This window comes from Pseudomonas sp. Root562 (genome assembly GCF_001427125.1).
Lineage (GTDB): Bacteria > Pseudomonadota > Gammaproteobacteria > Pseudomonadales > Pseudomonadaceae > Aquipseudomonas.
This window is the reverse complement of record NZ_LMGK01000020.1, coordinates 357736-383524: the sequence shown is the minus strand read 5'-3', so window position 1 is coordinate 383524 and position 25789 is coordinate 357736. Positions and strand designations below refer to the sequence as shown.

At 61.6% G+C, this 25789-nt stretch carries 17 protein-coding genes and 1 pseudogene; 11 read left to right on the top strand and 7 right to left on the bottom strand.

Going from position 1 to position 25789, the window contains the following annotated elements:
* Window positions 1–759: 759 nt before the first annotated feature.
* The 3 genes and pseudogenes from ASD60_RS15420 (at window position 760) to ASD60_RS29915 (ending at window position 3899) form a co-directional block, all read left to right on the top strand.
* On the top strand, window positions 760–2076 hold the full coding sequence (locus tag ASD60_RS15420) for a Na+/H+ antiporter family protein (protein ID WP_056854813.1): 1317 nt from the start codon (window positions 760–762) through the stop codon (window positions 2074–2076).
* A gap of 140 nt (window positions 2077–2216) precedes the next feature.
* A pseudogene (locus ASD60_RS29920) lies at window positions 2217–3041 on the top strand (cache domain-containing protein); the annotation flags it as partial.
* A gap of 36 nt (window positions 3042–3077) precedes the next feature.
* The gene (locus tag ASD60_RS29915; RefSeq protein WP_442966008.1) at window positions 3078–3899 is read left to right on the top strand and encodes a methyl-accepting chemotaxis protein; all 822 of its coding nucleotides are present in this window, start codon (window positions 3078–3080) and stop codon (window positions 3897–3899) included.
* Window positions 3900–4034: 135 nt separating this feature from the next.
* Here ASD60_RS29915 and ASD60_RS15410 read toward each other — a convergent pair whose 3' ends face one another.
* Window positions 4035–4970, bottom strand: coding sequence for a LysR family transcriptional regulator (locus ASD60_RS15410; protein ID WP_056854811.1), 936 nt, complete (start codon window positions 4968–4970; stop codon window positions 4035–4037).
* Between the two features lie 112 nt (window positions 4971–5082).
* On the opposite strand from ASD60_RS15410, the gene ASD60_RS15405 reads away from it, so the two are divergent.
* The 3 genes from ASD60_RS15405 to ASD60_RS15395 all read left to right on the top strand — a co-directional run bounded on the left by ASD60_RS15405 (window position 5083) and on the right by ASD60_RS15395 (window position 6262).
* Window positions 5083–5574: a DMT family transporter gene (locus ASD60_RS15405; RefSeq protein ID WP_056854810.1), complete on the top strand. Its 492-nt coding sequence runs from the start codon at window positions 5083–5085 to the stop codon at window positions 5572–5574.
* Window positions 5574–6035 carry a DMT family transporter gene (locus ASD60_RS15400; RefSeq protein WP_177336587.1) on the top strand — a complete coding sequence of 154 codons (462 nt, stop codon included), beginning with the start codon at window positions 5574–5576 and terminating at the stop codon, window positions 6033–6035. Before ASD60_RS15405 ends, ASD60_RS15400 begins: the two co-directional genes overlap by 1 nt.
* Window positions 6036–6103: 68 nt before the next feature.
* On the top strand, window positions 6104–6262 hold the full coding sequence (locus ASD60_RS15395) for a metallothionein (protein ID WP_056854808.1): 159 nt from the start codon (window positions 6104–6106) through the stop codon (window positions 6260–6262).
* 31 nt (window positions 6263–6293) lie between these two features.
* Here ASD60_RS15395 and ASD60_RS15390 read toward each other — a convergent pair whose 3' ends face one another.
* Window positions 6294–6572, bottom strand: coding sequence for a hypothetical protein (locus ASD60_RS15390; RefSeq protein ID WP_056854902.1), 279 nt, complete (start codon window positions 6570–6572; stop codon window positions 6294–6296).
* Window positions 6573–6598: 26 nt separating this feature from the next.
* Window positions 6599–6826, bottom strand: coding sequence for a DUF6555 family protein (locus tag ASD60_RS15385; RefSeq protein ID WP_008152143.1), 228 nt, complete (start codon window positions 6824–6826; stop codon window positions 6599–6601).
* Window positions 6827–7237: 411 nt separating this feature from the next.
* Between ASD60_RS15385 and ASD60_RS15380 the strand changes: the two genes are divergently transcribed.
* The 3 genes from ASD60_RS15380 (at window position 7238) to mnmH (ending at window position 20023) form a co-directional block, all read left to right on the top strand.
* Window positions 7238–17776 carry an autotransporter-associated beta strand repeat-containing protein gene (locus ASD60_RS15380; protein WP_056854807.1) on the top strand — a complete coding sequence of 3513 codons (10539 nt, stop codon included), beginning with the start codon at window positions 7238–7240 and terminating at the stop codon, window positions 17774–17776.
* Between the two features lie 109 nt (window positions 17777–17885).
* A complete protein-coding gene (selD, locus tag ASD60_RS15375; protein WP_056854806.1) occupies window positions 17886–18920 on the top strand; it encodes a selenide, water dikinase SelD in 1035 nt (344 codons plus the stop codon).
* Entirely contained in the window at window positions 18920–20023 is a 1104-nt protein-coding gene (gene mnmH / locus ASD60_RS15370) for a tRNA 2-selenouridine(34) synthase MnmH (protein WP_056854805.1), read from the top strand. Before selD ends, mnmH begins: the two co-directional genes overlap by 1 nt.
* Before the next feature lie 408 nt (window positions 20024–20431).
* On the opposite strand, the gene ASD60_RS15365 is transcribed toward mnmH, so the two are convergent.
* Window positions 20432–21106, bottom strand: a complete 675-nt coding sequence (locus tag ASD60_RS15365) for a hypothetical protein (RefSeq protein ID WP_056854804.1) — start codon at window positions 21104–21106, stop codon at window positions 20432–20434.
* 369 nt (window positions 21107–21475) lie between these two features.
* Between ASD60_RS15365 and ASD60_RS15360 the strand changes: the two genes are divergently transcribed.
* On the top strand, window positions 21476–22186 hold the full coding sequence (locus ASD60_RS15360) for a glutathione binding-like protein (RefSeq protein WP_056854803.1): 711 nt from the start codon (window positions 21476–21478) through the stop codon (window positions 22184–22186).
* 58 nt (window positions 22187–22244) lie between these two features.
* On the opposite strand, the gene ASD60_RS15355 is transcribed toward ASD60_RS15360, so the two are convergent.
* Window positions 22245–23771, bottom strand: a complete 1527-nt coding sequence (locus ASD60_RS15355; protein WP_056854802.1) for an FAD-dependent oxidoreductase — start codon at window positions 23769–23771, stop codon at window positions 22245–22247.
* A 199-nt stretch (window positions 23772–23970) separates the two neighbouring features.
* On the opposite strand from ASD60_RS15355, the gene ASD60_RS15350 reads away from it, so the two are divergent.
* The gene (locus tag ASD60_RS15350) at window positions 23971–25059 is read left to right on the top strand and encodes a DUF1615 domain-containing protein (RefSeq protein ID WP_056854801.1); all 1089 of its coding nucleotides are present in this window, start codon (window positions 23971–23973) and stop codon (window positions 25057–25059) included.
* Window positions 25060–25139: 80 nt separating this feature from the next.
* Here the strand turns inward: ASD60_RS15350 and ASD60_RS15345 are convergent, their stop codons facing one another.
* Both ASD60_RS15345 and ASD60_RS29910 read right to left on the bottom strand, forming a co-directional pair.
* Window positions 25140–25505, bottom strand: coding sequence for a hypothetical protein (locus tag ASD60_RS15345; RefSeq protein WP_442966006.1), 366 nt, complete (start codon window positions 25503–25505; stop codon window positions 25140–25142).
* Window positions 25506–25516: 11 nt separating this feature from the next.
* On the bottom strand, window positions 25517–25648 hold the full coding sequence (locus ASD60_RS29910; protein WP_442966005.1) for a hypothetical protein: 132 nt from the start codon (window positions 25646–25648) through the stop codon (window positions 25517–25519).
* Window positions 25649–25789 lie beyond the last annotated feature (141 nt).

The window sequence follows — 25789 nt, the reverse complement described above, 5'->3', positions numbered from 1 at the left end:
CGGCCATGTCGCTTTCCGGCAGCGCCATGGACGTTACCTTGCCCGGCGTCGGCTGTGACCAGTACAGGGCAAAACGGCCCTTATCGTTACTGCCCAGTTCGGCTTGTCCGCTGAACAGATCGTCCTTGCCATCCAGGCCATTGGGCTCAAACACCAGGGACAAGCCGAGCAGTTCGGGGTTGGCTTGCAGGGCTGATTTGACCTGTCGTGTCAGGTCTTCGCGCAGGTCGAAGGCATCGAGGAAACGCTTCTCGGCCTGGTCTCGCAAAAACAGCACCTGACGGGAAAATCCATGCCCGTATTGATAGGCGTCCATGAACTGCTGGCGAATGACCAGTGCCTGGTTTTCACCCTGGGACTCGATCCGTGCCTGCGCCGCTTCAGTCAGCATTTCCATGCTCGAGGCTTTCACCAACTCGGAGCTGTGCTCCATGCGGTACAGCGAAAGACCTACCAGCAGGGTCACGATGCCCGCCAGGCACAGCCCGGCCAGCAGGGTGATTTTCCATTGAATGGAAAGTTGTCTGAGCGACATGGAGACGTCCTTATTCGATAAATATCTGAGACTTTGCACTGTAACGGCTGTGATTTGGCTTTCTTTATCTCGCCCCGGTGAATAAATGACCTCGAGCGCGGCTTTGACACCGGGCCGTGTCTGCGGCAAAGTGCGCGCCCTTCTAATAAGACCCATTCTTTAACCCGCTGGTGGCTCATGCAGGCGCCCGGCTGGACTCTTTTCGCTTGTCTGGAGTAGTGACAATGAATGCAGTAATTGCCGCGGTCGGCGTCATGCTGATACTCAGCCTGTCCCGCGTGCATGTGGTGATCGCGCTGATCGTAGGTGCGCTGGTGGGTGGCTTGACCGGTGGCCTGGGGATCGAGGCGACGCTCAAAGCCTTCAACAGCGGGCTCGGCGGCGGGGCGACCGTGGCGTTGTCCTACGCCTTGCTCGGTGCATTCGCGGTGGCCATTGCCAAGTCCGGCATGGCCCATGCCCTGGCCGACAAGGCCTTGGCGATGGTCGATCGCCAGCACGCCTCGGGCGGTGGCCAGGTCAAGTGGTTGTTGATCGGGTTGCTCTGGGTCGTGGCCATTGCCTCGCAGAACATCTTGCCGATACATATCGCCTTCATTCCCTTGCTGGTGCCGCCGCTTTTATACGTGCTGACCAAGTTGCAACTCGATCGCCGGTTGATCGCCTGTGTCATTACCTTCGGCCTCATCACCCCGTACATGTTTCTGCCCGTGGGCTTCGGCAACATCTTCCTCAATGAGATCCTGCTGGCCAACGTCGCCCGCAGCGGCGTGGACATCAGCGGCATCAACGTCACCCACGCTATGGGGATTCCGGCGCTGGGCATGCTGGTGGGCTTGCTGATTGCGTTCGTCAGTTACCGCAAGAAGCGTGTCTACGATCTGCAAAAGATCGAGCAAGTCGAACAGGTTGCGGTGCAATACAACCCGTTGAGCCTGATGGTCGCGGGTGCGGCGATTGCGGCGGCCTTCATTATTCAGCTGTTGCTGGACTCGATGATCATCGGTGCGCTGGCCGGTTTCCTGATTTTCTCGGTATCGGGCATCGTAAAATGGCGTGACACCGATGACCTGTTCACCGAAGGCATGAAGATGATGGCGATGATCGGCTTCATCATGATCGCCGCTTCCGGGTTTGGCGAAGTGATCAAGGCCACCGGGCAAGTGCAGACACTCGTCGAAACGTCGGCAGCGTGGATCGGCCACAGCAAAGCCATCGGCGCCTTGCTGATGCTGCTGGTGGGATTGCTGGTGACCATGGGCATCGGTTCGTCGTTTTCCACCGTGCCGATCCTGGCGGTGATTTTCGTGCCGTTGTGCGTGCAACTTGGCTTCAGTCCGATCGCCATCGTGTGCATTGTCGGTACGGCCGGTGCCCTCGGTGATGCCGGTTCGCCGGCATCGGACTCGACCCTCGGCCCGACTTCCGGCCTGAACATCGACGGCCAGCACCATCACATCTGGGACACCGTGGTCCCGACCTTCCTGCACTACAACCTGCCGTTGCTGGCGTTTGGCTGGGTGGCCGCGATGGTCCTCTGATTTCACTCATGTAGAAGCCAGGTTTGCCGGCGAAGGCGTCTTTGACATTGCTTTCGCCGGCAAGCCCGGCTCCTACAGTTTTGCCTTGGCGTGCCGTTATAGCCTTTAACCACGCCAACAAAATCAAAAGAGTGAACGTCATGCGCATGAGCCTGAAGGCCAAAGTCCTGTCCCTCGCCGTCCTCCCGGTATTGCTCTTCGCGCTGGTCATCAGCCTGACCACGTTGTTCATCCTGCAAGGCCAGGCCCGCCAAGAGGTCGAGGTCACCCGCGAGCGCCTGCTCAGCGATGCCAAGGCCACCCTGCAAAGTTACGTTGCCGTGGCAATGACCACGATCAAGCCGCTGTACGACGCTGCCGCGCAAGGCGATGACGCAGCGCGGGCGCAGGCGATCAAGTTGCTGTCGAACATCACCTACGGCAAGGACGGCTACTTCTTCGGCTATGACTCCAACACCGTGCGCCTGTTCAAGGCCAAAGATCCGGAAGGCGTAGCCAAAAGCTTCAAGGACAACCGTGACCCCAACGGGGTCTACGTCAATCGTGATCTGGTGAAAGTCGCCCAGGACGGGACGCACTATCTGCAATACAGCTCGCCGTTGCCGGGCAACAATAAGGTGCTGGTGCCCAAGCTCGGTTACACCGAATACCTGCCGAAATGGGACATGGCGGTGGGTACGTCGGTCAACCTCGACGGTATCGAGGCGCAAGTCGCCGTGGTCGAGGCCAAGGTTCAGGAGCGTATGCAAGGCGTGGTGCTGAGTATCGTCGGTGTGGCCGTGGTGGTGCTGTTGCTGATCGCGGCAGCCGGCATGCTGCTGGCCAACACCATTCTGCGGCCATTGAACCTGATGAAAGCCAACCTCGACGACATCGCCGCGGGTGAGGGGGACCTGACCCGTCGCCTGACCATCACCAGCCAGGATGAGCTGGGTCAACTGGCGGGTTCGTTCAACCGCTTCGTCGACAAGATCCATGGCCTGGTGCGCCAGATCACCGAGATGACCTCACAGTTGACCGGGCTGGTGACTCAGGTTTCCGAACAGGCCAACCGTTCCGACCAGGCCATGGAGCGCCAGCGTCACGAGACCGACCAGGTGGCCACGGCGATCAACGAAATGTCCGCCGCTGCCCAGGAAGTGGCCAAGAGTGCGCAAAACGCCGCGGTTGCTGCCCAGCAGACTGATGAAGAAGGACAAGCTGCCAAGCGAGTGGTGGCCGGCAGCATCGTCAAGATTCATGCGTTGGTGGACGACATTCGCAGCAGCGGCGTGTCCCTGGACAGCCTGCAAAAAGACGTGTCGTCGATTGTCAGCGTGCTTGGGGTGATTCGTTCGATCGCCGAGCAGACCAACCTGCTGGCACTCAACGCCGCCATCGAAGCGGCCCGCGCCGGCGAGGCCGGGCGCGGTTTTGCGGTGGTGGCCGACGAGGTACGGGCGCTGGCCAGTCGTACGCAGATCAGCACCCAGGAAATCCAGGGCATGATCGACCGCTTGCAGGCCGGCACCCAATCGGCGGTAGAAGCCATGCGACGTTCCAGCGAAGCCGGTGACGGCACGTCCGCGCAGGCCAATGAGGCGGGTGCTTCGCTCGATACGATGGCGCAGTTGATCGCCACCATCAATTCGATGAACGCACAGATCGCCAGCGCCGCCGAGGAGCAGACCGCCGTGGCGGAAGAGATCAACCGCAGCGTGCACCAGATCGCGGTGGCGGTGGACAACGTTGCCGATGAAACCCAACTCGGCGCGCAGACTTCGCGCAGTTTGGCCGACCTGGGACAGCGGTTGGGCGGTCTGGTCGGGCAGTTCCGAATCTGATCAGCGATGCTTTTTGTGGCGAGCGAGCTTGCTCGCGCTTGAGTGCGCAGCGCTCACCGCTTTTTTAAGGCTGCTACGCAGCCAAGCGGGAGCAAGCTCCCTCGCCACAGAAGCGCAACTTTTCCGCCTGAGGGGTCATGACCTGTCCCAATACGGCACTTCGCCAAAGCATTGGACGAAGTAGTCGATCACCGTCCTGACCTTCACCGACAGGCGTCGGCTGCCGGGCCAGAGTATCGCGATCTGCTGCGGCTCCAGGCTGTTGGATACCTGATAGTTGCCCAGCACCGGCACCAGCGTGCCGCTGCGCACCGCCTCGCCAATCAACCATGACGGAAACATCACCAGGCCCAAACCCTGTTCAGCGGCTTGCGTCAGGGTGTCGGCGTGGTTGCCGGTAATTGACCCTTTCACCGAATACGGTACCCACGGCTGTGTACCCTTGCGGAAAAACCAGCGTTGCAGGCCAGCCACGCCTTTGTAGGGCAGGCACTGGTGGTTGACCAGTTCGTCGGGATGCTCGGGCCTGCCGTGGCGTTCCAGGTAAGCCGGGCTCGCCGCGACCTGAAAGCGCTGCGGCGCCAGCACCCGCGCCTGCATGCTCGAGTCGTGCAGCGAACCGATGCGAAACAGCAGGTCTGCGCCTTCCTGCAACGGTGCGACATAGCTGTCGGTTTGCTGGATATCCAGTTGCAGCTTCGGATAACGCGCGCACAGTTGACCCAGCCAGGGTGACAGGTGCCGCTGACCGAAGACCACCGGCGCATTGATGCGCACCAGTCCGCTCGGTTCGGCTTGTTGTTCCTGCAACGCCTGTTCGGCTTCCTCCAATTGCACCAGCACCCGCCGCGCGTGATCGCCCAGCACTCGGCCAGCTTCGGTAGGCATGACGGCGCGGGTGTGGCGGTAGAGCAATTGCTGGCCGAGGGCCTGTTCGATCAATTGGATCTGGCGGGAAATCGAAGACGGCGCCACGCCTTCGCGGCGGGCGACTTCGGAAAAACTGCCGTGGTCGAGCACCGCGACAAACAGCCGAAGCGCCTTGAAACCCAATTCGTTGAGTCCTTGCATGGTAGATCCTGCTGTGCGAGACGCGCAAAAGTGTTGTCCGAATGCTCCCATTTATCGCACAGCTATGCCAATCGATAATGCACGCCATCATTCCTTTACACAGGTGTTTTCTATGCATGCTTCTGTTGATGATGTGGGGGGAGTACCGGCGCCGGTCGCCAACTCCGGGTTGCGTTTATTACTGCTGCCACTGGTGATACTGGCCGGTATGGGCCTTTCCGTGGAGGCCGGTCTGCTTGGCCCTTTGGGTGTCCAGGTCGGTCATTTGTGGGCGACCCTGAGCATTTTCGGGGTGGGCTCGGCGATTCTGTTTTTCCTGCTGTTGCTCAGTGGCCCGCAAAAGGGGCCGGCCCTGAGCGAACTGCCGCGCTGGCAATTGGTTGGTGGCTTTCTCGGGCCGATCTATGTGGTGGTGTTGACCCTGGCAACCCCGCATATCGGTATTGCGATGACCATGATCGCGATCCTGTCCGGGCAGGTTGGCAAGAGCGTCTTGATCGACCATTTCGGCTGGTTCGGCGCCACGCGAAAAAAAGTTAACGGTGAACGTTGGCTGGCCTTGCTGCTGATTGTTGCGGCACTCGTTCTGATTGCCCGGGGGTAATGATGAGTCTGATTATTTTGTTGGCGGTGGTGGTGGCCGCCGGTGCGGTGTTGAGTGTGCAGGCGGCGATCAATGGGCGTCTGGGCGAAACGGTCGGCGTATTGCGCAGCAGCTTGCTGACCTTTGTAGTCGGCACGGTACTGACCGGGTTGCTGATTGTGTTTTTTGAACCGGTTCATGCAGTGAGTTTGCTGGAGGTGCCGAAATGGCAACTCAGCGGGGCGCTGTTTGGGGTTGTCTACATGATGGTCATGGTGGGCGCGGTGCCGCGGGTGGGGACGGCGGTGGCGACGGTGGCGGTGATTGTCGGGCAATTGGCGATGGGGATGTTGATCGACAATTTTGGCTGGTTGGGGAATCCGGCGATTGAGTTGTCGGGGAGTCGTGTTTTGGCGATGGTGCTGTTGGGGTTGGCGTTGGTTTTCATGTATCGCAGTAGCGGGCGGCGCGGGGCTGCTTGAAAAATCCTACACTGATTAGACGGGCCGTTTCTCTAGCCCTGACGACCACTGCAAAAGGAGTCAGCTCCATGACCGACGACCGTACCTGTGACTGTCCGAAATGCAACTGCAAGCTCGGCGAGCATCCGATTGTGCGTCACGGCAAGCACTATTGCTGTGAAGCCTGCGCCAAGCATCACGAACACGGCGAGGAATGCAGTCATCAAGGCTGCAAGTGCGCTCACTGACAATCGTTAGCCGTGCGCAGGAATGTGGAGCCTAATCGGGCTCCACTTCCAGTTTCAGGCTGTTATCGTCCAACCGTTCACTGTGGCGAACGGTGCCGGTCAGGCGACGTCCCTCGACTCTCAATACCACGGTTTTTGCCTGTTCCAGGTCTTCGGGCAAGGGCGCCGTGATGCGCACGGCGAAGCGGTCCGGCGCATGTTCGACCTGTTCCAGGCCAACCCGGCATTCAGCGCTTTTGGTGACGCGACCGAACAGCGTATCCAGCCCGTAGTCCAGATGCGCCGGTTGGCTGATGGTTGTACCTGTCATGCCTATTCCCCCGTACCCGCCGAGATTCAATTCGCCGGCCGCCATTTGACGTTCTCCACCCCGAATTTCTCCGCCATCGGCTTGCTGGTCTTTTGCACTTTTTCGCGGCCGAAGCGCGGGATACGCCCGACTCCCGCGTCGCAGCTCGCCCAATGCCAGGCTTCGGCGTTATCCATCTTGTCCAGACGGATAATGAACGATTTTGGGGCGCCATGAAGGGTGTACTCGATGACGAAAAGTTTTGCGTTATTCATAAAGCCCTGGATCCTCCCTGTTGTATTAGAGGGATCGCAGGCCACTCGGAAAATTCATTCGGATTGTCGGACGGTGACGATCATGAAGAGCTCCCATCCTGAATGAGCGCTGGGCTTGTCGTACAAATTTACGGTTCTGTACAAGTGAGTTTGCTCGCTACTGCTGCCTTGCGATCAACAGGTTTTTTGCCGGATTACCAGGCGAAACTCCAACAAAACCGACGCATTCGCCACCGATAGCACCAAAGTACTAGCACTATTTGACAACTAGCCCATCAGCGAACGTCAACTAAGGTGTTTCGGGAGTGAAACAGTTTTGGGTCGTAGCAGTTCTGACAGCACGTAACGGTTTACCGTCATTGCTATCTGCCCTTCATGGATTGAAGTGGTTTGGCCACGAAAGGAGTTCCCGTGGAAGCAAGGTTTGGCGTTGCCCTGGTTTTTTCGCGTTTTTCCCCACTTTCCCTTGCTGTGCACCTAAGCGTCGCCGGATGGCTGTTCGGCGGTGTGAGCACACCTGCGTTGGCCACCTGCTCGACAGCCGGCTCCACGGTGACCTGTACCGGCGTGCCATCCCTGCCGCTGTTTCTCAACAACTTCAGCAGTGCCACCAACGGCCTGACGATCAACGTCAACGCCGGGGCGCAGATGAACGCAACCCTCGGCGGCCATGTCATGGACCTGACCGGGGTGAACATCAGCCTGAACAACTCCGGCACGATCGACCCGGCGCTGCTGGGTCTGGTTTCGGTGTTGAGTGGCGGTGCGTTCATCGGCAGTGGTGCCACCAGTACCGTCAACGTGCTCAACAATGCTTCCGGGATCATCCGAGGCACGGGAATGCTGCTGGGGCTGAACCTGACCAGCATTGACGGCCTGGCCATCGGCGTGAACAACGCCGCTGCGGGCACTACCAGCATCACCAACAACGGCACCATTACCTCGACGGGTTTGTCGATAGGCGGCATCACCCTGGCGGATACGCCGGTGATCGGCGTCTACGGCGGCTCGCAGGTCAACATGACCAACAGCAGCACCGGCGTGATCAATGGCCGGATCGCGTTCGAGACTTCGGCGGCGGGCAACACCTTTACCAACGCCGGCGCCATCACTGGCGGCGTGTCGATGGGGGCGAGCAGCACCAACACCTTCACGGCAGTGACCGGTTCTTCGGTGCAGGTGGGTGACGGCGTTCAGATTTCGGTGGGGCTTGGCGGACTGATTGGCATCAACCTGACTTTCGCCCCGACCGGCACCGTCGATGGCGGTGCCGGCGGCACCAACCGCCTGATCCTGCAAAACCCCGTGGGTGTCGGCGGTGGCACCACCGGCGCCGGCACGGCGTCCAGCGCGACCTACGTCAACTTCAACAACCTGACCATCAACAGCGGCACCTGGACTTTGCAGGGGCCGCTGGTCAGCGGCGCGACCACGCTCAATGGCGGCGTCGCTCAATTCAACAACAACGCCACGTTTGGCAGCGGCGTGCTGACCTCCAACGGCGGGATCATTCAAGCCAGCAACGCCGGCTTGAACATCAGCAACCTGATTTCGCTGGGGGCTGGTGGCATGACCTTGCAAGGTACCAACGCCACGACGTTGAGCGGCGTGATATCGGGCAGCGGTGGCCTGACCAAGATCGGCTCCGGCCAGTTGAACTTAAGCGCCGCCAACACTTATCTGGGCAACACCACGCTCAACGGCGGCACGGTGCAGGTGAGTAACAATCAGGCGTTCAGTACCGGCACCCTTAACGTGACCGGTGCGACAACCCTGAGCGCACCCGGCACGATCAACCTGAGCAATGCCATCAGCCTCGGCGGCACATTGACGGCTGGCGGCACGGGAGCACTGACCCTCGGCGGTCTGATCAGCGGCGGTAGCGGCATTACCAAAACCGGCACTGGCAGCCTGACCCTCAGCGGTGCCAACAGCGGTTACACCGGCACCACCACGCTCAGCGCCGGCAGCCTGCTGGTGACCAATGACAATTCGTTGGGCAGCGGCGCGCTGAACACCGCCGCCGGCACCAGTCTGGACAGCACCGCCAACGTCACGCTGGCCAACAACATCGCGATGACCGGCACTCTGAACGTACTCGGCAGCAATGCCCTGACCCTGGCAGGCGTGTTGTCCGGCACCGGCGGTATCAGCAAAAGTGGCAGCGCCAGCCTGACCCTGACCGGCAACAACACCAACGCCGGCAATACCGCGCTCAATGCCGGTAGCCTGTTCGTCGGCAGCAACACCGCGCTCGGCACAGGCGCGTTGAACGCGGCGGCCGGCACGACGCTGGATGCGACCACTGCAGTGACCCTGGCCAACGCCGTAGCGCTGGCGGCGGATCTGACCATTGGTGGCACTCAGGCGCTGGGTTTGGGTGGGGTAATCAGTGGCGCCGGCAACCTGATCAAGAATGGCACGGCAGACCTGACCCTCAGCGGCAACAACAGCTTCTCCGGCGGTACCGCGCTCAATGCCGGGACTTTGATCGTCGGCAGCAACACTGCGCTGGGTACCGGCGCTTTGACCGCCGCCGCAGGCACCAGGCTCGAAGCCAGCACCACGGTCGCGCTGACCAATGCGGTGTCACTGGGCGGTGACCTGGAAGTCCGGGGCAGCGCTGACCTGACCCTCGGCGGTGTGATCAGTGGCAGTGGCGGGTTGACCAAGCGCGGTTTCGCCAACCTGATTCTCAACGGCGCCAATACCTATCTCGGCGGTACCACGCTGGCCGCCGGTACCCTCACCGTGGGCAACGCGGCGGCATTGGGTAGCGGTGCGCTGAACGTCATCGATGTATCCACGCTGGACAGCAACAGCGCCGTCAATCTGAGCAACAACGTCAACCTCAACAGCAGTACCCTGACCATCGGCGGCACCAGCGGCCTGACCCTTTCCGGTGTGATCAACGGTGCCGGCCAGTTGCTCAAGAATGGCGCGGCCAACTTGACCCTCAACAATGCCAACACCTTCAGCGGCGGTACCACGCTGAACGCCGGCAGTCTGACCGTCGGCAACGCCGCGGCATTGGGCACCGGCGCCCTGACCGTGGCCGGGGCGGGGAGCCTCAACAGCAGTTCGGCAGTGACGTTGGCCAATGCGATCACCCTCAACGCCAACCTCACCGCTGGCGGCGCCAATGCGCTGACTCTCGACGGCGTGATCAGTGGCGGCAACGGCCTGATCAAAACCGGCGCCTCGAGCCTGACCCTCAACGGCGCCAACACTTACACCGGCACCACGTCGTTGAACGCCGGCTCACTGATCGTTGGCTCCAACACCGCGCTTGGCATCGGCGCGTTGAACGCGTCGAACGGCACCACGCTGGATGCCAACACCGCAGCGACCTTGGCCAACAACGTCAATCTCGGCGGCACGCTGACTCTGGGCGGCAGCAACGCGCTGACCCTCAGTGGTGTGGTGGCTGGTATCGGTGGATTGGTCAAGAACGGCGCCGCCGACCTGATCCTCAACGGCGCTAACTCCTATTTCGGCAACACCGCGCTGAACAGCGGCAAGCTGATTGTCGGCAGCAACACCGCGCTGGGCTCCGGCACTTTAAACGCGGCGGCAGGCACCACGCTGGACACCAACACCGCCGTCAGCCTGAACAATGCGGTAGCGCTCGCGGGCGCTCTGAACGTCGGCGGCACAGCTAACTTGACCCTGACCGGTCTGGTCAGCGGCGCCGGCAGCCTGGTGAAAGACGGTGCGGCGAATCTGATTCTCAACGCGGCCAACAATTACCTCGGTGGCACCACACTCAATGCCGGTACCTTGACCGTCGGCAACAGTTCAGCATTGGGTTCCGGCGCGTTGACCGTCGCTGGCGCCGCGACACTGGACAGCAACTCGCCGCTGGTCAGCTTCAACAACGCGGTGGCCCTGAATGCCGCGCTGACCGTGGCTGGAACGCAAAACCTGACCCTCGGTGGCGTAACCAGCGGTACCGGCCAATTGATCAAGAACGGCGCGGCCAACCTGACCCTCAACGGCAACAACACTTTCAGCGGCGGCACCGCCCTCAACGCCGGTACGCTGACCCTGGGCAATGCCAATGGCCTGGGCAGTGGCGCCTTGATTGTCGGCGGCGCCGCGACGCTGGATAACAGCGCATCGTTCGGCATCGGCAACGCGATCACGTTGAACGCCGGACTGACTGTTGCGGGCAACAACGACCTGAGCCTCAACGGCATCATCGACGGCGCCGGCAGCCTGACCAAAAACGGCCTGTCGGACCTGACCCTGGCCGGCAACAACACCTTCAGCGGTGCGCTGAATATCGTTTCCGGCAGCGTCACCACGCTCAACACCAATGCGCTGGGCAATACTTCCGGCGTGAACATCAGCGCCGGCGCCGGGCTGAATCTGGGCAGCGACGCCAGCCTCGGCGCGCTGACCGGCAGCGGCAGTGTGCAACTGACCGGCAGCAACACCTTGACCGTGGGCAGCGGCAACGTCACCAGCACCTTCGATGGCGATCTCAGCGGCAGCGGCGGCCTGATCAAGGTCGGCACCGGCACCTTGAACCTCACCGGCATCAACGGCATTACCGGCAACACCGCGATCAATGGCGGCGTCGTCGATCTCAGCGGTTCGCTGGCCAGTGCCCAGCTCAACGTCAACACCGGCGGTACCCTGACCGGTAACGGTTCGGCGCTCGGTACGGTCAACGTCAACAGTGGCGGCCATCTGGCGCTGTCTTCGGGCAACCAACTGTCCGCCGGTGCACTGACCCTCGCGGCCGGCAGCAACGTTGACGTGGCGCTGGGGACACCGTCGACCACGTCGCTGATGAACGTCGGCGGCAACCTCACGCTCGACGGTAACCTCAACGTCACCGATGCCGGTGGTTTCGGCGTCGGCGTGTATCGCCTGTTCAACTACACCGGTGCCCTGACCAACCTGGGTCTTGATGTGGCCAGCGTACCGGTCGGCTACGGCCTCGGCGATCTGCTGGTGCAGACCGGCGTAGCCAATCAGATCAATATTGAAGTGTCGGCGCCTAATGCAAACATCCGCTACTGGGACGGCAGTCAGACGATTGCCAACGGCGTCGTCGATGGCGGCAGCGGCGCATGGAATGCCGTCGGCACTAACTGGACCGATGCCAACGGATTGATCAACCAGCCGTGGGCCGGCGACTTCGCGGTGTTCCAGGGCACGGCCGGCACGGTGACGGTCAACGGCACGCAACTGTTCACCGGCATGCAATTTCTCACCGACGGGTACAACCTGGTGAACGGCGCGGCGGGGCAATTGACTGCGGTGAACGGCACTGGCGGTACCACGGCGGTACGGGTCGATCCGGGCGTGACCGCCACCCTCGGCGTCAACATCGATGGCAGCGGCATTCTCAACAAGCTCGACAGCGGCACCCTGGTGCTCAACGGTGCCAACACCTACAGCGGCGGCACGCAACTGGACGGCGGCAAGATAGTCGTCGGCAGCAATACGGCACTGGGCAGCGGTACGCTGATCGCCAATGCAGGTACACAACTGGACAGCAATACGGCCGTGACCCTTGGCAACGCCGCCACGCTCAACGGTAACCTCACCGTGGTCGGCAGCAACGCACTGACCCTCAATGGCGTGATTGGCGGCACCGGCGGGCTGATCAAGAACGGCGCCGCAAATCTGACCCTCGGCGGCAACAACGCTTTCCTCGGGCCGGTGGCCTTGAACGCAGGCGGACTGATTCTGGCATCCAACTCGGCGTTGGGTTCCGGCACCCTGAACGCCGCAGGTGGCACCACGCTCGATGCCGCCACCGCGGTATCGCTGAACAACGCGGTGAACCTGGCCGGCAACCTCGGCGTCGGCGGCACGGCGGACCTGACCCTTGCCGGCACGATCAACGGCGCTGGCAGTCTGAGCAAAAACGGCGTGGCCAACCTGACCCTCGGCGGCAATAACAACTTCCTAGGCGGCCTCACCCTCAACGCTGGCACCCTTATCGCAGGCAGCAATTCGGCGCTGGGCCTGGGCAACCTCACCGTGGCCGGCGCCTCGTCGCTGGACAGCAACGGTGCGATCAACCTGGGCAACAACGTGGTGCTCAACGCCAACCTGAGCAACACCGGCAGCAACAACCTGACTCTCGCCGGTGTGATCAGCGGCGCCGGTGGGCTGATCAAGAACGGCGCCTCCAGCCTGACCCTCAACGGCATCAACACCTACAGCGGCGGCACCACGTTGAATGCCGGAACGCTGACCCTTGGCACCGGCGCTTCACTGGGCTCCGGGGCGCTGACCGTGGCCGGCGCTTCGAGCCTCGACAACAATGCGCCGCTGGTGCTGGCCAACGACCTCAACGTCAACGCCAATTTGAGCATCGCCGGTAACCTTGGCCTGACGCTGGGCGGCGTGATCGCCGGCAGTGGTACGTTGACCAAGAACGGTCTGGCGGTCCTGACGCTCAGCGGCAACAACACCTTCAACGGTCTGATCGATGTGCAGGCCGGGAGCCTGAACACGCTTGGCAGCACTGCGCTGGGCGATAACGCCGCCGTCAACCTTGCGGTCGGCACCACGCTCAACATCGGTGATTCGACCAGCATCGGCAGCCTGACCGGTGACGGCACGGTTGGCATCGGTGACTTTGACACCCTGAGCATCGGAGGTAACAACCAGAGCAGCACCTTCGCAGGCGTCCTCAGGGACGGCATCGACAGGGGCGGGTTGACCAAACTGGGCATCGGCACATTGACACTGACCGGCAACAACACCCTCACCGGTGATACCAACGTCAATGCCGGCACCTTGCAGGTCAACGGTTCGCTGGCCAGCGACAATGTGCTGGTCAACAGCGGCGGCACCCTGGGCGGCAGCGGCACGCTCGGCGGGGCAGTGACGGTGGCCGATGGCGGTCACCTGGCCGGGGTTACCGGCAGCACACTGTCGGTGGGTTCGCTGGTATTCAATGGCAACTCCAACTTCGATGTCGGCCTCGGCACACCGGTGTCCGGTGGTGGTAACGCGCTGGTCAATGTCGGCGGCAACCTGACCCTGGACGGCACCCTCAATGTCAGCGACATCGGCGGCTTCGGCAGCGGCGTGTATCGCTTGATCAACTACACCGGAGGCTTGACCGACAACGGCCTGTTGATCGGCACGCTGCCGGGCAGCGTCACTCCGGGCGATCTGACCCTGCAAACCGCGCTGGCCAACCAGATCAACCTGCTGGTCAGCGCACCGGGCGTCACCGTGCAGTTCTGGGATGGCAATCAACTGGTGGCCAACGGTTCAGTGGATGGCGGCAGCGGCACCTGGGGCACCGGCACCACCAACTGGACCGACGTCAACGGCACCACCAATCAGGCCTGGACCAATAACTTCGCGGTGTTCCAGGGCGCTGCCGGCACCGTGACCGTCAACGGCGCGCAAACCATCACCGGCATGCAGTTCGTCACCGATGGCTACAGCCTGCAAAACGGCACGGCGGGCTCGCTGAATCTGGTCAACGGTTCCCTGGGCAACGCTTCGGTGCGTGTCGATCCGAACGCTACGGCAACCATCGGCGTAGCGCTCAACGGCGCCGGCACCCTCGGCAAGTACGACACCGGCACCCTGGTGCTCAACGCCGCCAACGGCTACACCGGCGGCACCGCGCTCAATGGCGGCAAGATCGTGGTCGGCAACAACGCCGCCCTCGGCACAGGCGTCTTGACCGCCGCCAACGGTACGGCGCTGGACAGCAACACCGTCGTCACCCTCGGCAATGACGTAGTGCTCAATGGTGGATTGAACGTGACTGGCTCCAACGCCTTGACACTCGCCGGCGTTGTCAGCGGCAGCGGCAACCTGATCAAGACCGGCGCTTCGAGCCTGACCCTCAACGGCAGCAACACCTACAGCGGTGGCACCCAGCTCAACGGCGGCACGCTGATCCTCGGCAACAACAGCGCCATCAGCAGCGGGGCGCTGAGTGTGCTCGGCAACGGCACCCTCGACAGCACTTCGGCACTGCAACTGGCCAACGCCATCAACCTCGGCGCGCAATTGACCCTCGCCGGCAATCAGAACACCAGCCTGATCGGTGCGATCACCGGCAGCGGCAGCCTGGTGAAAAACGGCGCGGGCGACCTGCTGCTCAGTGGCGCCAACAGCTACAGCGGCGGCACCACCCTCAACGCAGGCAGCACACGTGGCGACACCAGCAGCCTGCAAGGGGCGATCGTCAACAACGCCGCGCTGACCTTTGAGCAGAACAGCGCCGGCAGCTACACCGGCAACCTAACCGGTACGGGCACCTTGAGCAAAACCGGCAGCGATGAATTGCTCATGACCGGCAACAACACCTTCACCGGCAGCACTTCGGTGCAGGCTGGCAGGCTGCTGGTCAACGGCGTGCTCAACAGTGCCAACGTCGATGTTGCCAGCGGCGCGACCGTCGGCGGCAGCGGCCAGATCGGTGGGGCGTTGCAACTGGCCAGTGGCGCGACGCTGCTCGGTGGCGGCAGTGCGACGCCGTTGTCGGTAGGCTCGTTGGCGTTGTCCTCGGGCACGAACCTGGACTTCAGCCTTGGCTCGGCGGCCAGCTCGACGACAGTGGTCAATGTCGCCGGGGACCTGACCCTCGACGGTACGTTGAACATCAGCAATGCCGGCGGCTTCGGCACGGGCGTTTATCAACTGTTCAGCTACGGCGGCAGCCTGACCGACAACGGCCTGGTCTACGGCAGCCTGCCGATATCGGCGGCGAACCTGAGTCTGCAAACAGCCATGGCCAATCAGATCAACCTGCTGGTGCAAGGCACGCCGGGTGAAGTGCAGTTCTGGAACGGTGGCAAAACCAACCCGGACGGCAGCATCGGTGGCGGCAGCGGCGTTTGGGGACCGGGCACCAATTGGACCGATCCGACCGGTACCCAGGCATTGGGCGCCAACGGCCAGTTCGCCGTATTCGGCGGGCAGGGCGGTACCGTCACTGTGCAAGGCAACCAAAGCTTCACCGGGTTGCAGTTCCTCGGTAGCGGTTACAGTCTGGTGCCGGCTGCTGACGGCGCACTGACGCCGGTAAACGGCGCGGATGGCAGCCTTGCTCCAGTGCGGGTGAATGCGGGGGCGACTACGGAAATTGCCGTGCCGCTGGTGGGTAGTGGCGGTATCGAAAAGCTTGATTCCGGTACGCTGTTGCTCAGCGCTGCCAACACCTACGGCGGCGGTACTACCGTCAGTGGCGGTACGCTGATCGGCAACACCACCAGCCTGCAAGGCAACATCCTCAACAATGCGCAATTGGTGTTCCAGCAGAGTGCCAACGGCCAGTTCAACGGTGTGCTCAGCGGCACCGGTCGGCTGGCCAAGCGCGGTGCCGGGCGCTTGTTGCTCACCGGTAACCAACCGTTCAACGGTACTGTCTCGGTGGATCAGGGCGTGCTGCAAGTCGGTAGTCTCGCGGCACGCGCGTCGCTCGGCGGACAAATTACCGTGGCCAATGGCGCCGGCCTCAGTGGTAACGGCAGCGTTGGCGCGGTGGACAACCATGGCGTTGTTGCATCCGGCGGGGCTGATGGCACTTTGAGCGTTACCGGTAACCTGACCAACGCTGCCGATGGTTTGCTGGCGCTGACGGTCAGCTCGCCAACCGCCACGCCGCTGGTGGTGGGCGGCACCGCGGTCCTCGGTGGCGGCCTGCAAGTGACCAGCCTGGCACCGTTCACCGGCAACACCACGTATTCACTGATCAGCGCTGGCGGTGGCGTCTCGGGGACCTTCAGTACCACCGATCTGCCGCAATACGCATTCCTCGACACAGCGCTGGTGTATGACGCGAATGCGGTGAACCTGGCGGTCAGTCGCAACGGCAACTCGTTTGCCGACGTGGCCGCGACCGGCAACCAGTTCAACACCGCCACGGCGTTGTCGAACAATGGCCCGGCGGGGGCGGCGTTGCAGAACGAAATCCTCAACCTCAGTGTCGCTGACGCGCGTCGCGCCTTCGACAATCTGTCCGGGGAAATCCACGCGAGTACCGCCAGCGCGATTCTCGAGGACTCACGCTACGTACGCGACGCGGTCAACGACCGTATGCGCCAGCCGTCGTGCAGCGCAGCAAACGACCCACGCAACGCCCTCGCGCCCAGCGACAATCAGTTGAGCAGCAGCGGTTGCCACGGCGAGATGGTCGGTTGGGTCCGTGCCCTGGGGGCGTGGGGTGAGTCCGATGGCGACAGCAACACCGCCAGGCTGGATCGCAACCTCAGCGGGTTCATGCTTGGCACCGACAAGCAACTTGATGACCAGTGGCGCGCGGGGATGGCCGCCGGCTACACCCGCAGTGACCTCGATGCCCATGATCGACATTCCAGCGCGACAGTGGAGAGCTACCACCTGGCGGCGTACCTGAACTCGCAGTTCGATGCACTGGCCGTGCGCCTTGGCGCGGCTTACAGCTGGCACGACATCGAGAGCAAGCGCGACGTCAGCGTCGGTGCCTACAACGATCGACTGGAAGCCGATTACGACGCGCGCAGCGCCCAGGTGTTCGGTGAAGTCGGTTACACCGTCGAGGCGGCCGGCACAGCGCTGGAGCCGTTCGCCGGCCTCGCCTACGTCAACTACGACAGCGACAAGGCCAAGGAAAAAGGCGGGGTGGGGCGCCTGAGCGCCGATGCCGACCAGGACATCACGTTCTCCACCCTGGGCCTGCGTGCCGGCAAACGCATCACCCTGGCCAACGGCGGACAGTTCACCCCGCGTGGCGCCATTGGCTGGCGTCACGCCTTCGGTGACACCAAGCCCGACGCTGACATGACCTTCATCGACGGTGGGGCCTCGTACACCGTGCAAGGCGTGCCCATTGCCAAGGACAGTGCCGTGCTCGAAGCCGGGGTGGACTTCCAGATCAGCCCGACCGGCAAACTCGGCATCGGCTATTCGGGGCAGGTCTCTGGCGATGGCGATGATCATGCGATGACCATCAGTTTCAGCCTCGGCTTCTGATTCGCTTCTGCAATGCTTGACCGCCCGTAAGGGCGGTTTTTTTTACCTCGGCTTCACCCCTGTCGTGCTCTGCTAGAATCGGCGCCATTGACCCAACGAGGTGCCCCTGATGAGCGAGCCGATTCGCCTGACCCAGTACAGCCACGGCGCTGGCTGCGGTTGCAAGATTTCCCCACAAGTACTGGAAGTGATTCTGGCCGGCAGCGGTGCGCAGAACCTGGACCCGAAACTCTGGGTCGGCAATGCCTCGCGCGATGACGCGGCGGTCTACTCCATCGATGAAGAGCGCGGCGTGGTGTCGACCACGGATTTTTTCATGCCGATCGTCGATGACCCCTTCGATTTCGGTCGCATTGCCGCGACCAATGCCATCAGCGATATCTACGCCATGGGCGGCGATCCGTTGATGGCCATCGCGATCCTCGGCTGGCCGGTCAACGTGCTGGCACCGGAAATTGCCCGCGAAGTGATCCGCGGCGGGCGTTCGGTGTGCGATGAGGCCGGCATTCCACTGGCCGGCGGCCACTCCATCGATGCGCCGGAGCCGATCTTCGGCCTGGCGGTCACCGGGCTGGTGGAAAAACGCCACATGAAGCGTAACGATACCGCCACCGCCGGATGCTTGCTGTACCTGACCAAACCCCTGGGCATCGGCATCCTCACCACCGCCGAAAAGAAGGGCAAGTTGCGCAGCGCCGATGTCGGCCTGGCCCGTGACTGGATGTGTACGCTGAACAAGCCCGGCAGCCGCTTCGGCAAACTCGACGGCGTGACCGCGATGACCGACGTCACCGGTTTCGGCCTCCTTGGGCATCTGGTGGAAATGGCCGACGGCAGCCACCTGACCGCGCGCATCGAATACGATCGGGTACCGCGCTTGCCAGGTGTCGAGTACTACCTTGAACAGGGCTGTGTGCCAGGTGGGACCTTACGTAACTTCGACAGCTACGCCAGCAAGCTCGGACGCCTGCAAGAGTTGCACAAGCGCGTGCTGTGCGATCCGCAGACCAGCGGCGGCCTGCTGATCGCCGTCACCCCCGAAGGCAATGCCGGATTTCTCGCCGTGGCGGCCGAGCTGGGTCTGGATCTGGCGCCGATCGGTGAACTGGTCGAGCGACAGAGCTACGCGGTCGAGGTGTCTTGATGTCTGTCGACTGCACCGATTACCGCGACATATTCCTCAACGACCGGCCGATGATGGACGCCCGGGCACCGGTGGAGTTTGCCAAGGGCTCGTTCCCCGGGGTGGTCAACCTGCCACTGATGAACGATCACGAGCGGCAGCGCATCGGCACCTGTTACAAGCAACAGGGTCAGCAGGCCGCCATCGAACTGGGCCATCAACTGGTGTCCGGGGCCGTCAAGGCCGAACGTATCCAGGCCTGGGCGGCGTTCGCCCGGGCGCATCCCGATGGGCTTCTCTATTGTTTTCGTGGCGGTCTGCGTTCGCAGATCGTTCAGCAATGGCTCAAGGACGAGGCGGGTATCGATTATCCGCGGGTCGGTGGCGGCTACAAGGCCATGCGTACCTTCCTGCTGGAAACTGTCGATCAAGCCGTTGCCCAGTGTGATTTCGTATTGCTGGGTGGCATGACCGGCATCGGCAAAACCGAAGTCCTGACTCAACTGAGCAACGGCCTGGACCTTGAGGGATATGCCAATCATCGCGGTTCCAGTTTCGGCAAACGCGCCACGGGCCAGCCGTCGAATATCGACTTTGAGAACCGCCTGGCAGTGGATGTGTTGAAAAAGCGCGCCCGCGGTCATGAGCAATTCGTGCTCGAAGACGAGAGCCGCGCGGTCGGCAGTTGTGCGCTGCCATTGCCGCTGTATCAGGGGATGCAACAGTTTCCCATGGTCTGGCTCGAAGACAGTCTGTCGGGGCGGGTCGAGCGAATCCTGCGCGATTACGTGGTGGATCTGTGTGCCGAGTTCATCGCCGTACATGGCGATCAGGGCTTTACGCTGTTTTCCGAGCGTTTGCTTGAGAGCCTGAACAACGTGCAGAAGCGCCTGGGTGGCGAGCGCCATCAACGGATGCTGGTCCTGATGGAACAAGCGCTGATTGAGCAGGGGCGCAGCGGCGCGGTGGATTTGCACCGCGGTTGGATCGAAGGCTTGCTGGTCGAGTATTACGATCCGATGTACGCCTTTCAGCGCGAGAAGAAGGGCGCGCGGATCGAGTTCGCCGGGGAGCGGGGAGCGGTGATCGAGTATTTGCGTCAGCGGATGAATCAGAAGGTTTGATGGTGGGTTTACCGGCCTCATCGCTGGCAAGCCAGCTCCCACAGTGTTCTTGGTTGCTCACAACATTTGTGGTCACTGCAGCCCCCWGTGGGAGCTGGTTTGCCAGCGATGAAACCCGAACAGACACCGCACAACTCAGGTCGGACAGGTCTCCTGCCCATTATCCAGACCCTCCCACAGTGTTMTTGGTTGCTCACAACATTTGTGGTCACTGCAGCCCCCTGTGGGAGCTGGCTTGCCAGCGATGAAACCCGAACAGACACCGCACAACTCAGGTCGGACAGGTCTCCTGCCCATTATCCAGACCCTCCCACAGTGTTATTGGTTGCTCACAACATTTGTGGTCACTGCAGCCCCCCTGTGGGAGCTGGCTTGCCAGCGATGAAACCCGAACAGACACCGCACAACTCAGGTCGGACAGGTCTCCTGCCCATTATCCAGACCCTGCTTGTAGGTATGGCTTTGCAGGCTGGCCTTGCCGTTGTGCCAGGTCAGCGTCAACACATACAACGAGTCGAAGTCGCTGGATTCCCAATCCTCGGTGATCTTCTGCTTCTTGCCGACGGCTTCCCCGGCGACCTTGTTGATCAACTCCGGCAGGTAGCCGTGGGACCACGCCGTGTATATGACCGAGTTGTGATACTTGTCGTGCAGCAGTTCATCGGCCAGGTCGCTGGTGTCGTTGGCCGAGTATTTGATATTGACCGGCAAGCCGAGCTTGATCGCGCTGGGGCTGATGGTCATCAAAGGGCGAATGTAACTGTAAGAGTTGTCCAGCTCGCCTTCCTCGACATTGCGCGTCGGGTTGGCGGCAAACACGTAGTCGGCCTTGCCGAATTTTTCCGGCAGCAACGTGGCCAGGTCGATCGCACGATTCAGTCCCTGGCAATTGAGCTGGCCGAGGCCGCCCGCGGGTTTTTCCGCGTGGCGCAGGAACACCAGCGTCTGTGTGCCGTCCGCCGGCTGGGCGCGGCTTTCGCTCGACTCCAGCAACATGAACAACGCGCTGGCCGCCAGCAGGGCGGGCAGGAAAATGTAGGCGCGATGTTTGAAGCGATTAGCGAGTTTCAGAAAATTCGTCATGGAAAAAAGAGTTCTTCAGCATATTGGTTAAGGCTGACAAACCTTTACACCGCGGCTTTCCTGCGTCGGGTGTTTTCCATGTCGTGAAGCCGGTCCGTTTCAAAAGGGGCAGTGCTCAGAGTCCTCTGAAGCCCATTTGGTTCGATTCCGGCCCGAGAGCGCAGCAATGTACCGGTAACCATGAACGGGTTGCAGCGAAGGTTATCGACATGATGTTGCGGATTTATGGCCACCCTACACCGCCATGCACGCATTCACGCTGTGATCCTTATTGATCTTGACCATCAGCGTTATCGATGGCGCCGGCGGTCTCAATTCGCGAGATGTCCATTATCATCGGTGTTCTCAATTTTCTCGTGGATCCAACCCATGACCGATTTGTCTGCATTCCCCATCACTCAAAAATGGCCGGCCCAGTATCCGGAGTGGATTCAGCTGTACTCCTTGCCGACCCCCAACGGCGTCAAGGTGTCGATCATGCTTGAAGAGATCGGCCTGCCGTATGAACCGCATCGCGTCGGCTTCGATAGCAACGACCAGATGTCCCCCGAGTTCCTGTCGCTGAACCCCAACAACAAGATTCCGGCCATCCTCGACCCCCATGGTCCCGGTGGCCAGCCGCTGCCGTTGTTCGAATCCGGGGCGATCCTGATTTACCTGGCCGACAAGAGTGGGCAATTGCTGGCGCAGGAAGGGGCTGCACGCTACGAAACCATTCAGTGGTTGATGTTCCAGATGGGCGGCATCGGACCGATGTTTGGCCAGCTCGGCTTTTTCAACAAGTTCGCCGGCAAAGACTACGAAGACAAGCGTCCGCGTGACCGCTATGTCGAAGAGAGCAGACGCCTGCTCAGTGTCCTGGATAAGCACCTGCAAGGCCGGGAGTGGATCATGGGCGAACGCTATACCATCGCCGATATCGCCACGTTTCCATGGATCCGCAACCTGATCGGCTTCTATGAAGCGGGCGATCTGGTCGGCATCGAGAATTTCCCGAACGTCACCCGCGTGCTGGAAAAATTCCTCGCACGGCCGGCGGTGAAGCGCGGTCTGGAAATCCCGAAACCTGTCGCCAACTGACCGGGAACCTGTGGGAGCGGGCAAACCCGCGCCCACAGGGGACGTGTTTTCAGGAAACTCAAAAAAACGGCCGTATCCCGTGATGATCGAAATAGCGCTCGATCACCTTCGGATCGGAGCACGTCTGGGCAATCGCCACGTAGGTATCGGGCCTTAGCAGGTAAAAGCCGTTGCGTGCCAGTCCCGCTTCTTCAAACGCCGGTCGCCAATCGAACACCTGCAACGGCACATGGTGCTCGTGGCACCAGGCGATCATCTCATCGCTGGTATCGCCGTACACATGCACCTGCCAGGTCAGGCATTTCAGCGATTCGAAGTTGTCACCTTCACCGTCGTGCGCCCAGGGCAAGCGATCGCCGCCGTGCACGTGGCCGGCAACGCCCTGGCTCAGGGGCATCCCCCGATAGTTCAAAGTGATCTGCGACACCGTGCGGAACAGGAACTCGCGGGAGGTTTCGAACGAGGCCATTTTGGGAAGCAGCAATGGCGCCAGGCGAGTGCGCAACAGATCGGCCACGCGTCCTTCGGCAGTGACGAAGGTGAACACTCGGTCCGTGGTCGCCACCAGTTTGCGGGCGAAGGCGATGCGTTCGGTTTCATAGGTGTCGAGCAGTCTGGCTTCGGCACCGCCGCTCAGCACCGCTGCGAGTTTCCAGGCGAGGTTGATCGCATCGCCGATGCCGGTGTTCATGCCCTGGCCGCCGGCGGGACTGTGCACATGGGCGGCGTCGCCCAGTAAAAAAGCCCGGCCGGTGCGAAAGTGGTCCGCCACCCGGTGATGGACGCGGTAGGTCGAGAACCAGTTCAATTGTTCGACCTTGACCTGCATGTGCTCGATAGCCCGGCTGCTGACGTCTTCGAATTGCAGGGTTTCGGCCTGCTCGGCACGCTCGTCACGCACGGTGCCGATCAATCGTGCACGGCCTTGCGCGGCCAACGGGAACACGGCGAGGAAATCCGCTTCATCCAGATCCACGTGCAATTCGCCGTTGAACGTCGGCCCGCTGGCCTGCACGTCGGCCACGTAGAAAATCTGCTGATAGGTGTCACCGGGAAAGCCGGTGTCGAGGTTTTTGCGCACGATCGAGCGAGCGCCGTCGCAGCCCGCCAGGTAGCAGGCCTGACAGGTTTCCCGTTGACCGTCGGCCAGGCGCAAGGTGGCCGTAATGCCGTCACCGGATTCTTCGAAACCCAGTAGCTCGGTGTTGCGCTCGACAGTGACGCCGAAGGTTTCGAGCCGCTCGATCAGCAGCCGCTCGTGTTCATCCTGCGGGTAGATTTCGAGAAAGGCGTAGGGCGTCAGCCCTTCACCAACACGGCTCAGCGGCAGACGTGCCACAGGCTCGCCCTTGACCCAGAAATTGGCGGCAGCCACGCGATGGCCGTGTTGCACAATGGCATCGGCGAGGTCGAGCTGGCGATACAACTCCAGTGTCCGCGCCTGAACCGCCAGCGCCCGCGACGTGGTGCCGGGGGCCGAGGCCTTGTCGATGATCCGCACGCGAATTCCCAGCTTGCTCAGCCACAAGGCCAGAACCAGTCCGGTCGGGCCGGCGCCGATGATCAACACGTCGCTACGGTGCATGAGCCAGTCCTCTTCGCCATGTGATGTGAAGTATGGTCCACAGGCTGTCGCTGGGCAGGGATTTTCCATGGGAGCCGGCCTGCTCGCTCCGTCAGCATTCGTCAGATTTCGAGGAACAGCCGTGGCCTGCCAAGGTCATAGCCTGCGCCATGCCATTGGTCGTATGGTTAACCCGGTTCAACGGACTTCCTGGAGCAACATGCAAGCCCAACGATTGATCATGAGCGTCGCCGCGTTGCTGGTGCTGGCCGGTTGCAGCAGTCAACGGACCCAGGAGCCACCGGTGCGCAAACCTGCCGAGGTCAAGGCGCAGATCGTGCGGTTGCTGCCGGCCAAGACGGTCGACCGCCAGGGCTGGGCCACGGATATCTACGCCGCGTTCGCTGCGCAGAACATTCCACCGACCACGCAAAACCTGTGTGCCGTGCTGGCGGTGACCGAGCAGGAATCGACTTTTCAGGTCGACCCGTCGGTCCCGGGGCTGGGCAAGATTGCCCGCGAGGAAATCGATCGTCGTGCCACCAAGGCGCACATTCCCAACCTGCTGGTCAGCGGAGCCCTGCGGGTGAGTTCGCCCAATGGCAAAACCTACAACGACCGCCTGAATGCGGCGCGCAGTGAAAAAGAACTGAGTGCGATTTTCGATGATTTCATTGGCATGGTGCCCATGGGCAAGACCCTGTTCGCAGGCTTCAACCCGGTACACACCGGTGGGCCAATGCAGGTCAGCATCGATTTCGCCGAGCAACAGGCCAAGGGGTATCCCTACCCGGTAGATGGCTCGATTCGTCGTGAAGTCTTTACCCGCCGGGGCGGCATGTATTTCGGCATCGCCCATTTGCTGGGTTACCCGGTGAGCTACGAACAGCCGTTGTACCGTTTTGCCGATTTCAATGCCGGTTGGTACGCCAGCCGCAATGCCGCGTTCCAGAATGCCGTCAGTCGTGCCTCGGGCATTCCGCTGGCGCTGGATGGCGACCTGGTCCGCTACGGCTCGATCATGCCCGGCAGCACGGAACTGGCGGTGCGCACCCTCGGCAAGCAGTTGGACATGCGCAATCCGGCGATCAGGGATCAATTGGAGCTGGGCAACAGCCTCGAATTCGAGAACAGCAAGCTCTATCAACGGGTCTTTGCCTTGGCCGAACAGGCTGAGGGGCGACCACTGCCGCGCGCGGTATTGCCGGGGATCGTCCTGCAGAGCCCGAAAATCACTCGAAAACTCACCACAGCGTGGTTTGCCAAGCGGGTTGATGAGCGCTATCAGCGATGCATGGCGCGTAACTGAGAATCAAAAAATCCCAGGCACGAAAAAGCCCGGCTGATCAGGCCGGGCTTTTTGTCGGGTACTGCGGTGAAGCAGTTCAGTCATGCAACGGAGTTGCCTTGCAAACGATCCGAACCATCGGCGGCGACGGTGTTGCCTTGCAGGCGGTCGGAACCATCGGCGGCGACGGTGTTGCCTTGCAGGCGGTCGGAACCATCGGCGGCGACTTCGTTGCCTTTCAGGCGGTCGGAACCATCGGCGGCGACTTCGTTGCCTTTCAGGCGGTCGGAGCCATCGGCGGCGACTTCGTTGCCTTTCAGGCGGTCGGAACCGTCAGCGGCGACGGTGTTGCCTTGCAGGCGGTCGGAGCCATCGGCGGCGACTTCATTACCTTTCAAACGATCCGAACCATCAGCCGCTACAGCATTGCGTTTTTCCAGCAGGCGATCAGCGCCACCTTCAGCCACACGGCTTTCGATCAGACGATCCGAGCCGCCTTCAGCGACGACGGGTTGAACAGAAGAGCCTTCAGCGACGACGCAGAAGTCGCGGCAAATGCGTTAACTGCGAAAACCGAGAAAGCGATGCTGAGGATGGTTTGGCGTTTCATGATCGTGTGCTCCGGGGTGTTGTTGGTTGGTATGGAGCCAATGTTACGCCGCGGATTTTTTAAGAGAACTTCATTGACGTGATGGTGAACATCGACAGGATTGATGTTGCGAGCGCCATTCCTGTCGTGGGATTGATGATA

Bases quoted from the DNA above. Each gene is read 5' to 3' on its own strand.
- ASD60_RS15420 (WP_056854813.1), top strand. From the start codon at position 760: ATGAATGCAGTAATTGCCGCGGTCGGCGTCATGCTGATACTCAGCCTG.
- ASD60_RS29915 (WP_442966008.1), top strand. From the start codon at position 3,078: ATGACCTCACAGTTGACCGGGCTGGTGACTCAGGTTTCCGAACAGGCC.
- ASD60_RS15410 (WP_056854811.1), bottom strand. From the start codon at position 4,970: ATGCAAGGACTCAACGAATTGGGTTTCAAGGCGCTTCGGCTGTTTGTC.
- ASD60_RS15405 (WP_056854810.1), top strand. From the start codon at position 5,083: ATGCATGCTTCTGTTGATGATGTGGGGGGAGTACCGGCGCCGGTCGCC.
- ASD60_RS15400 (WP_177336587.1), top strand. From the start codon at position 5,574: ATGATGAGTCTGATTATTTTGTTGGCGGTGGTGGTGGCCGCCGGTGCG.
- ASD60_RS15395 (WP_056854808.1), top strand. From the start codon at position 6,104: ATGACCGACGACCGTACCTGTGACTGTCCGAAATGCAACTGCAAGCTC.
- ASD60_RS15390 (WP_056854902.1), bottom strand. From the start codon at position 6,572: ATGACAGGTACAACCATCAGCCAACCGGCGCATCTGGACTACGGGCTG.
- ASD60_RS15385 (WP_008152143.1), bottom strand. From the start codon at position 6,826: ATGAATAACGCAAAACTTTTCGTCATCGAGTACACCCTTCATGGCGCC.
- selD (WP_056854806.1), top strand. From the start codon at position 17,886: ATGAGCGAGCCGATTCGCCTGACCCAGTACAGCCACGGCGCTGGCTGC.
- mnmH (WP_056854805.1), top strand. From the start codon at position 18,920: ATGTCTGTCGACTGCACCGATTACCGCGACATATTCCTCAACGACCGG.
- ASD60_RS15365 (WP_056854804.1), bottom strand. From the start codon at position 21,106: ATGACGAATTTTCTGAAACTCGCTAATCGCTTCAAACATCGCGCCTAC.
- ASD60_RS15360 (WP_056854803.1), top strand. From the start codon at position 21,476: ATGACCGATTTGTCTGCATTCCCCATCACTCAAAAATGGCCGGCCCAG.
- ASD60_RS15355 (WP_056854802.1), bottom strand. From the start codon at position 23,771: ATGCACCGTAGCGACGTGTTGATCATCGGCGCCGGCCCGACCGGACTG.
- ASD60_RS15350 (WP_056854801.1), top strand. From the start codon at position 23,971: ATGCAAGCCCAACGATTGATCATGAGCGTCGCCGCGTTGCTGGTGCTG.
- ASD60_RS29910 (WP_442966005.1), bottom strand. From the start codon at position 25,648: ATGAAACGCCAAACCATCCTCAGCATCGCTTTCTCGGTTTTCGCAGTT.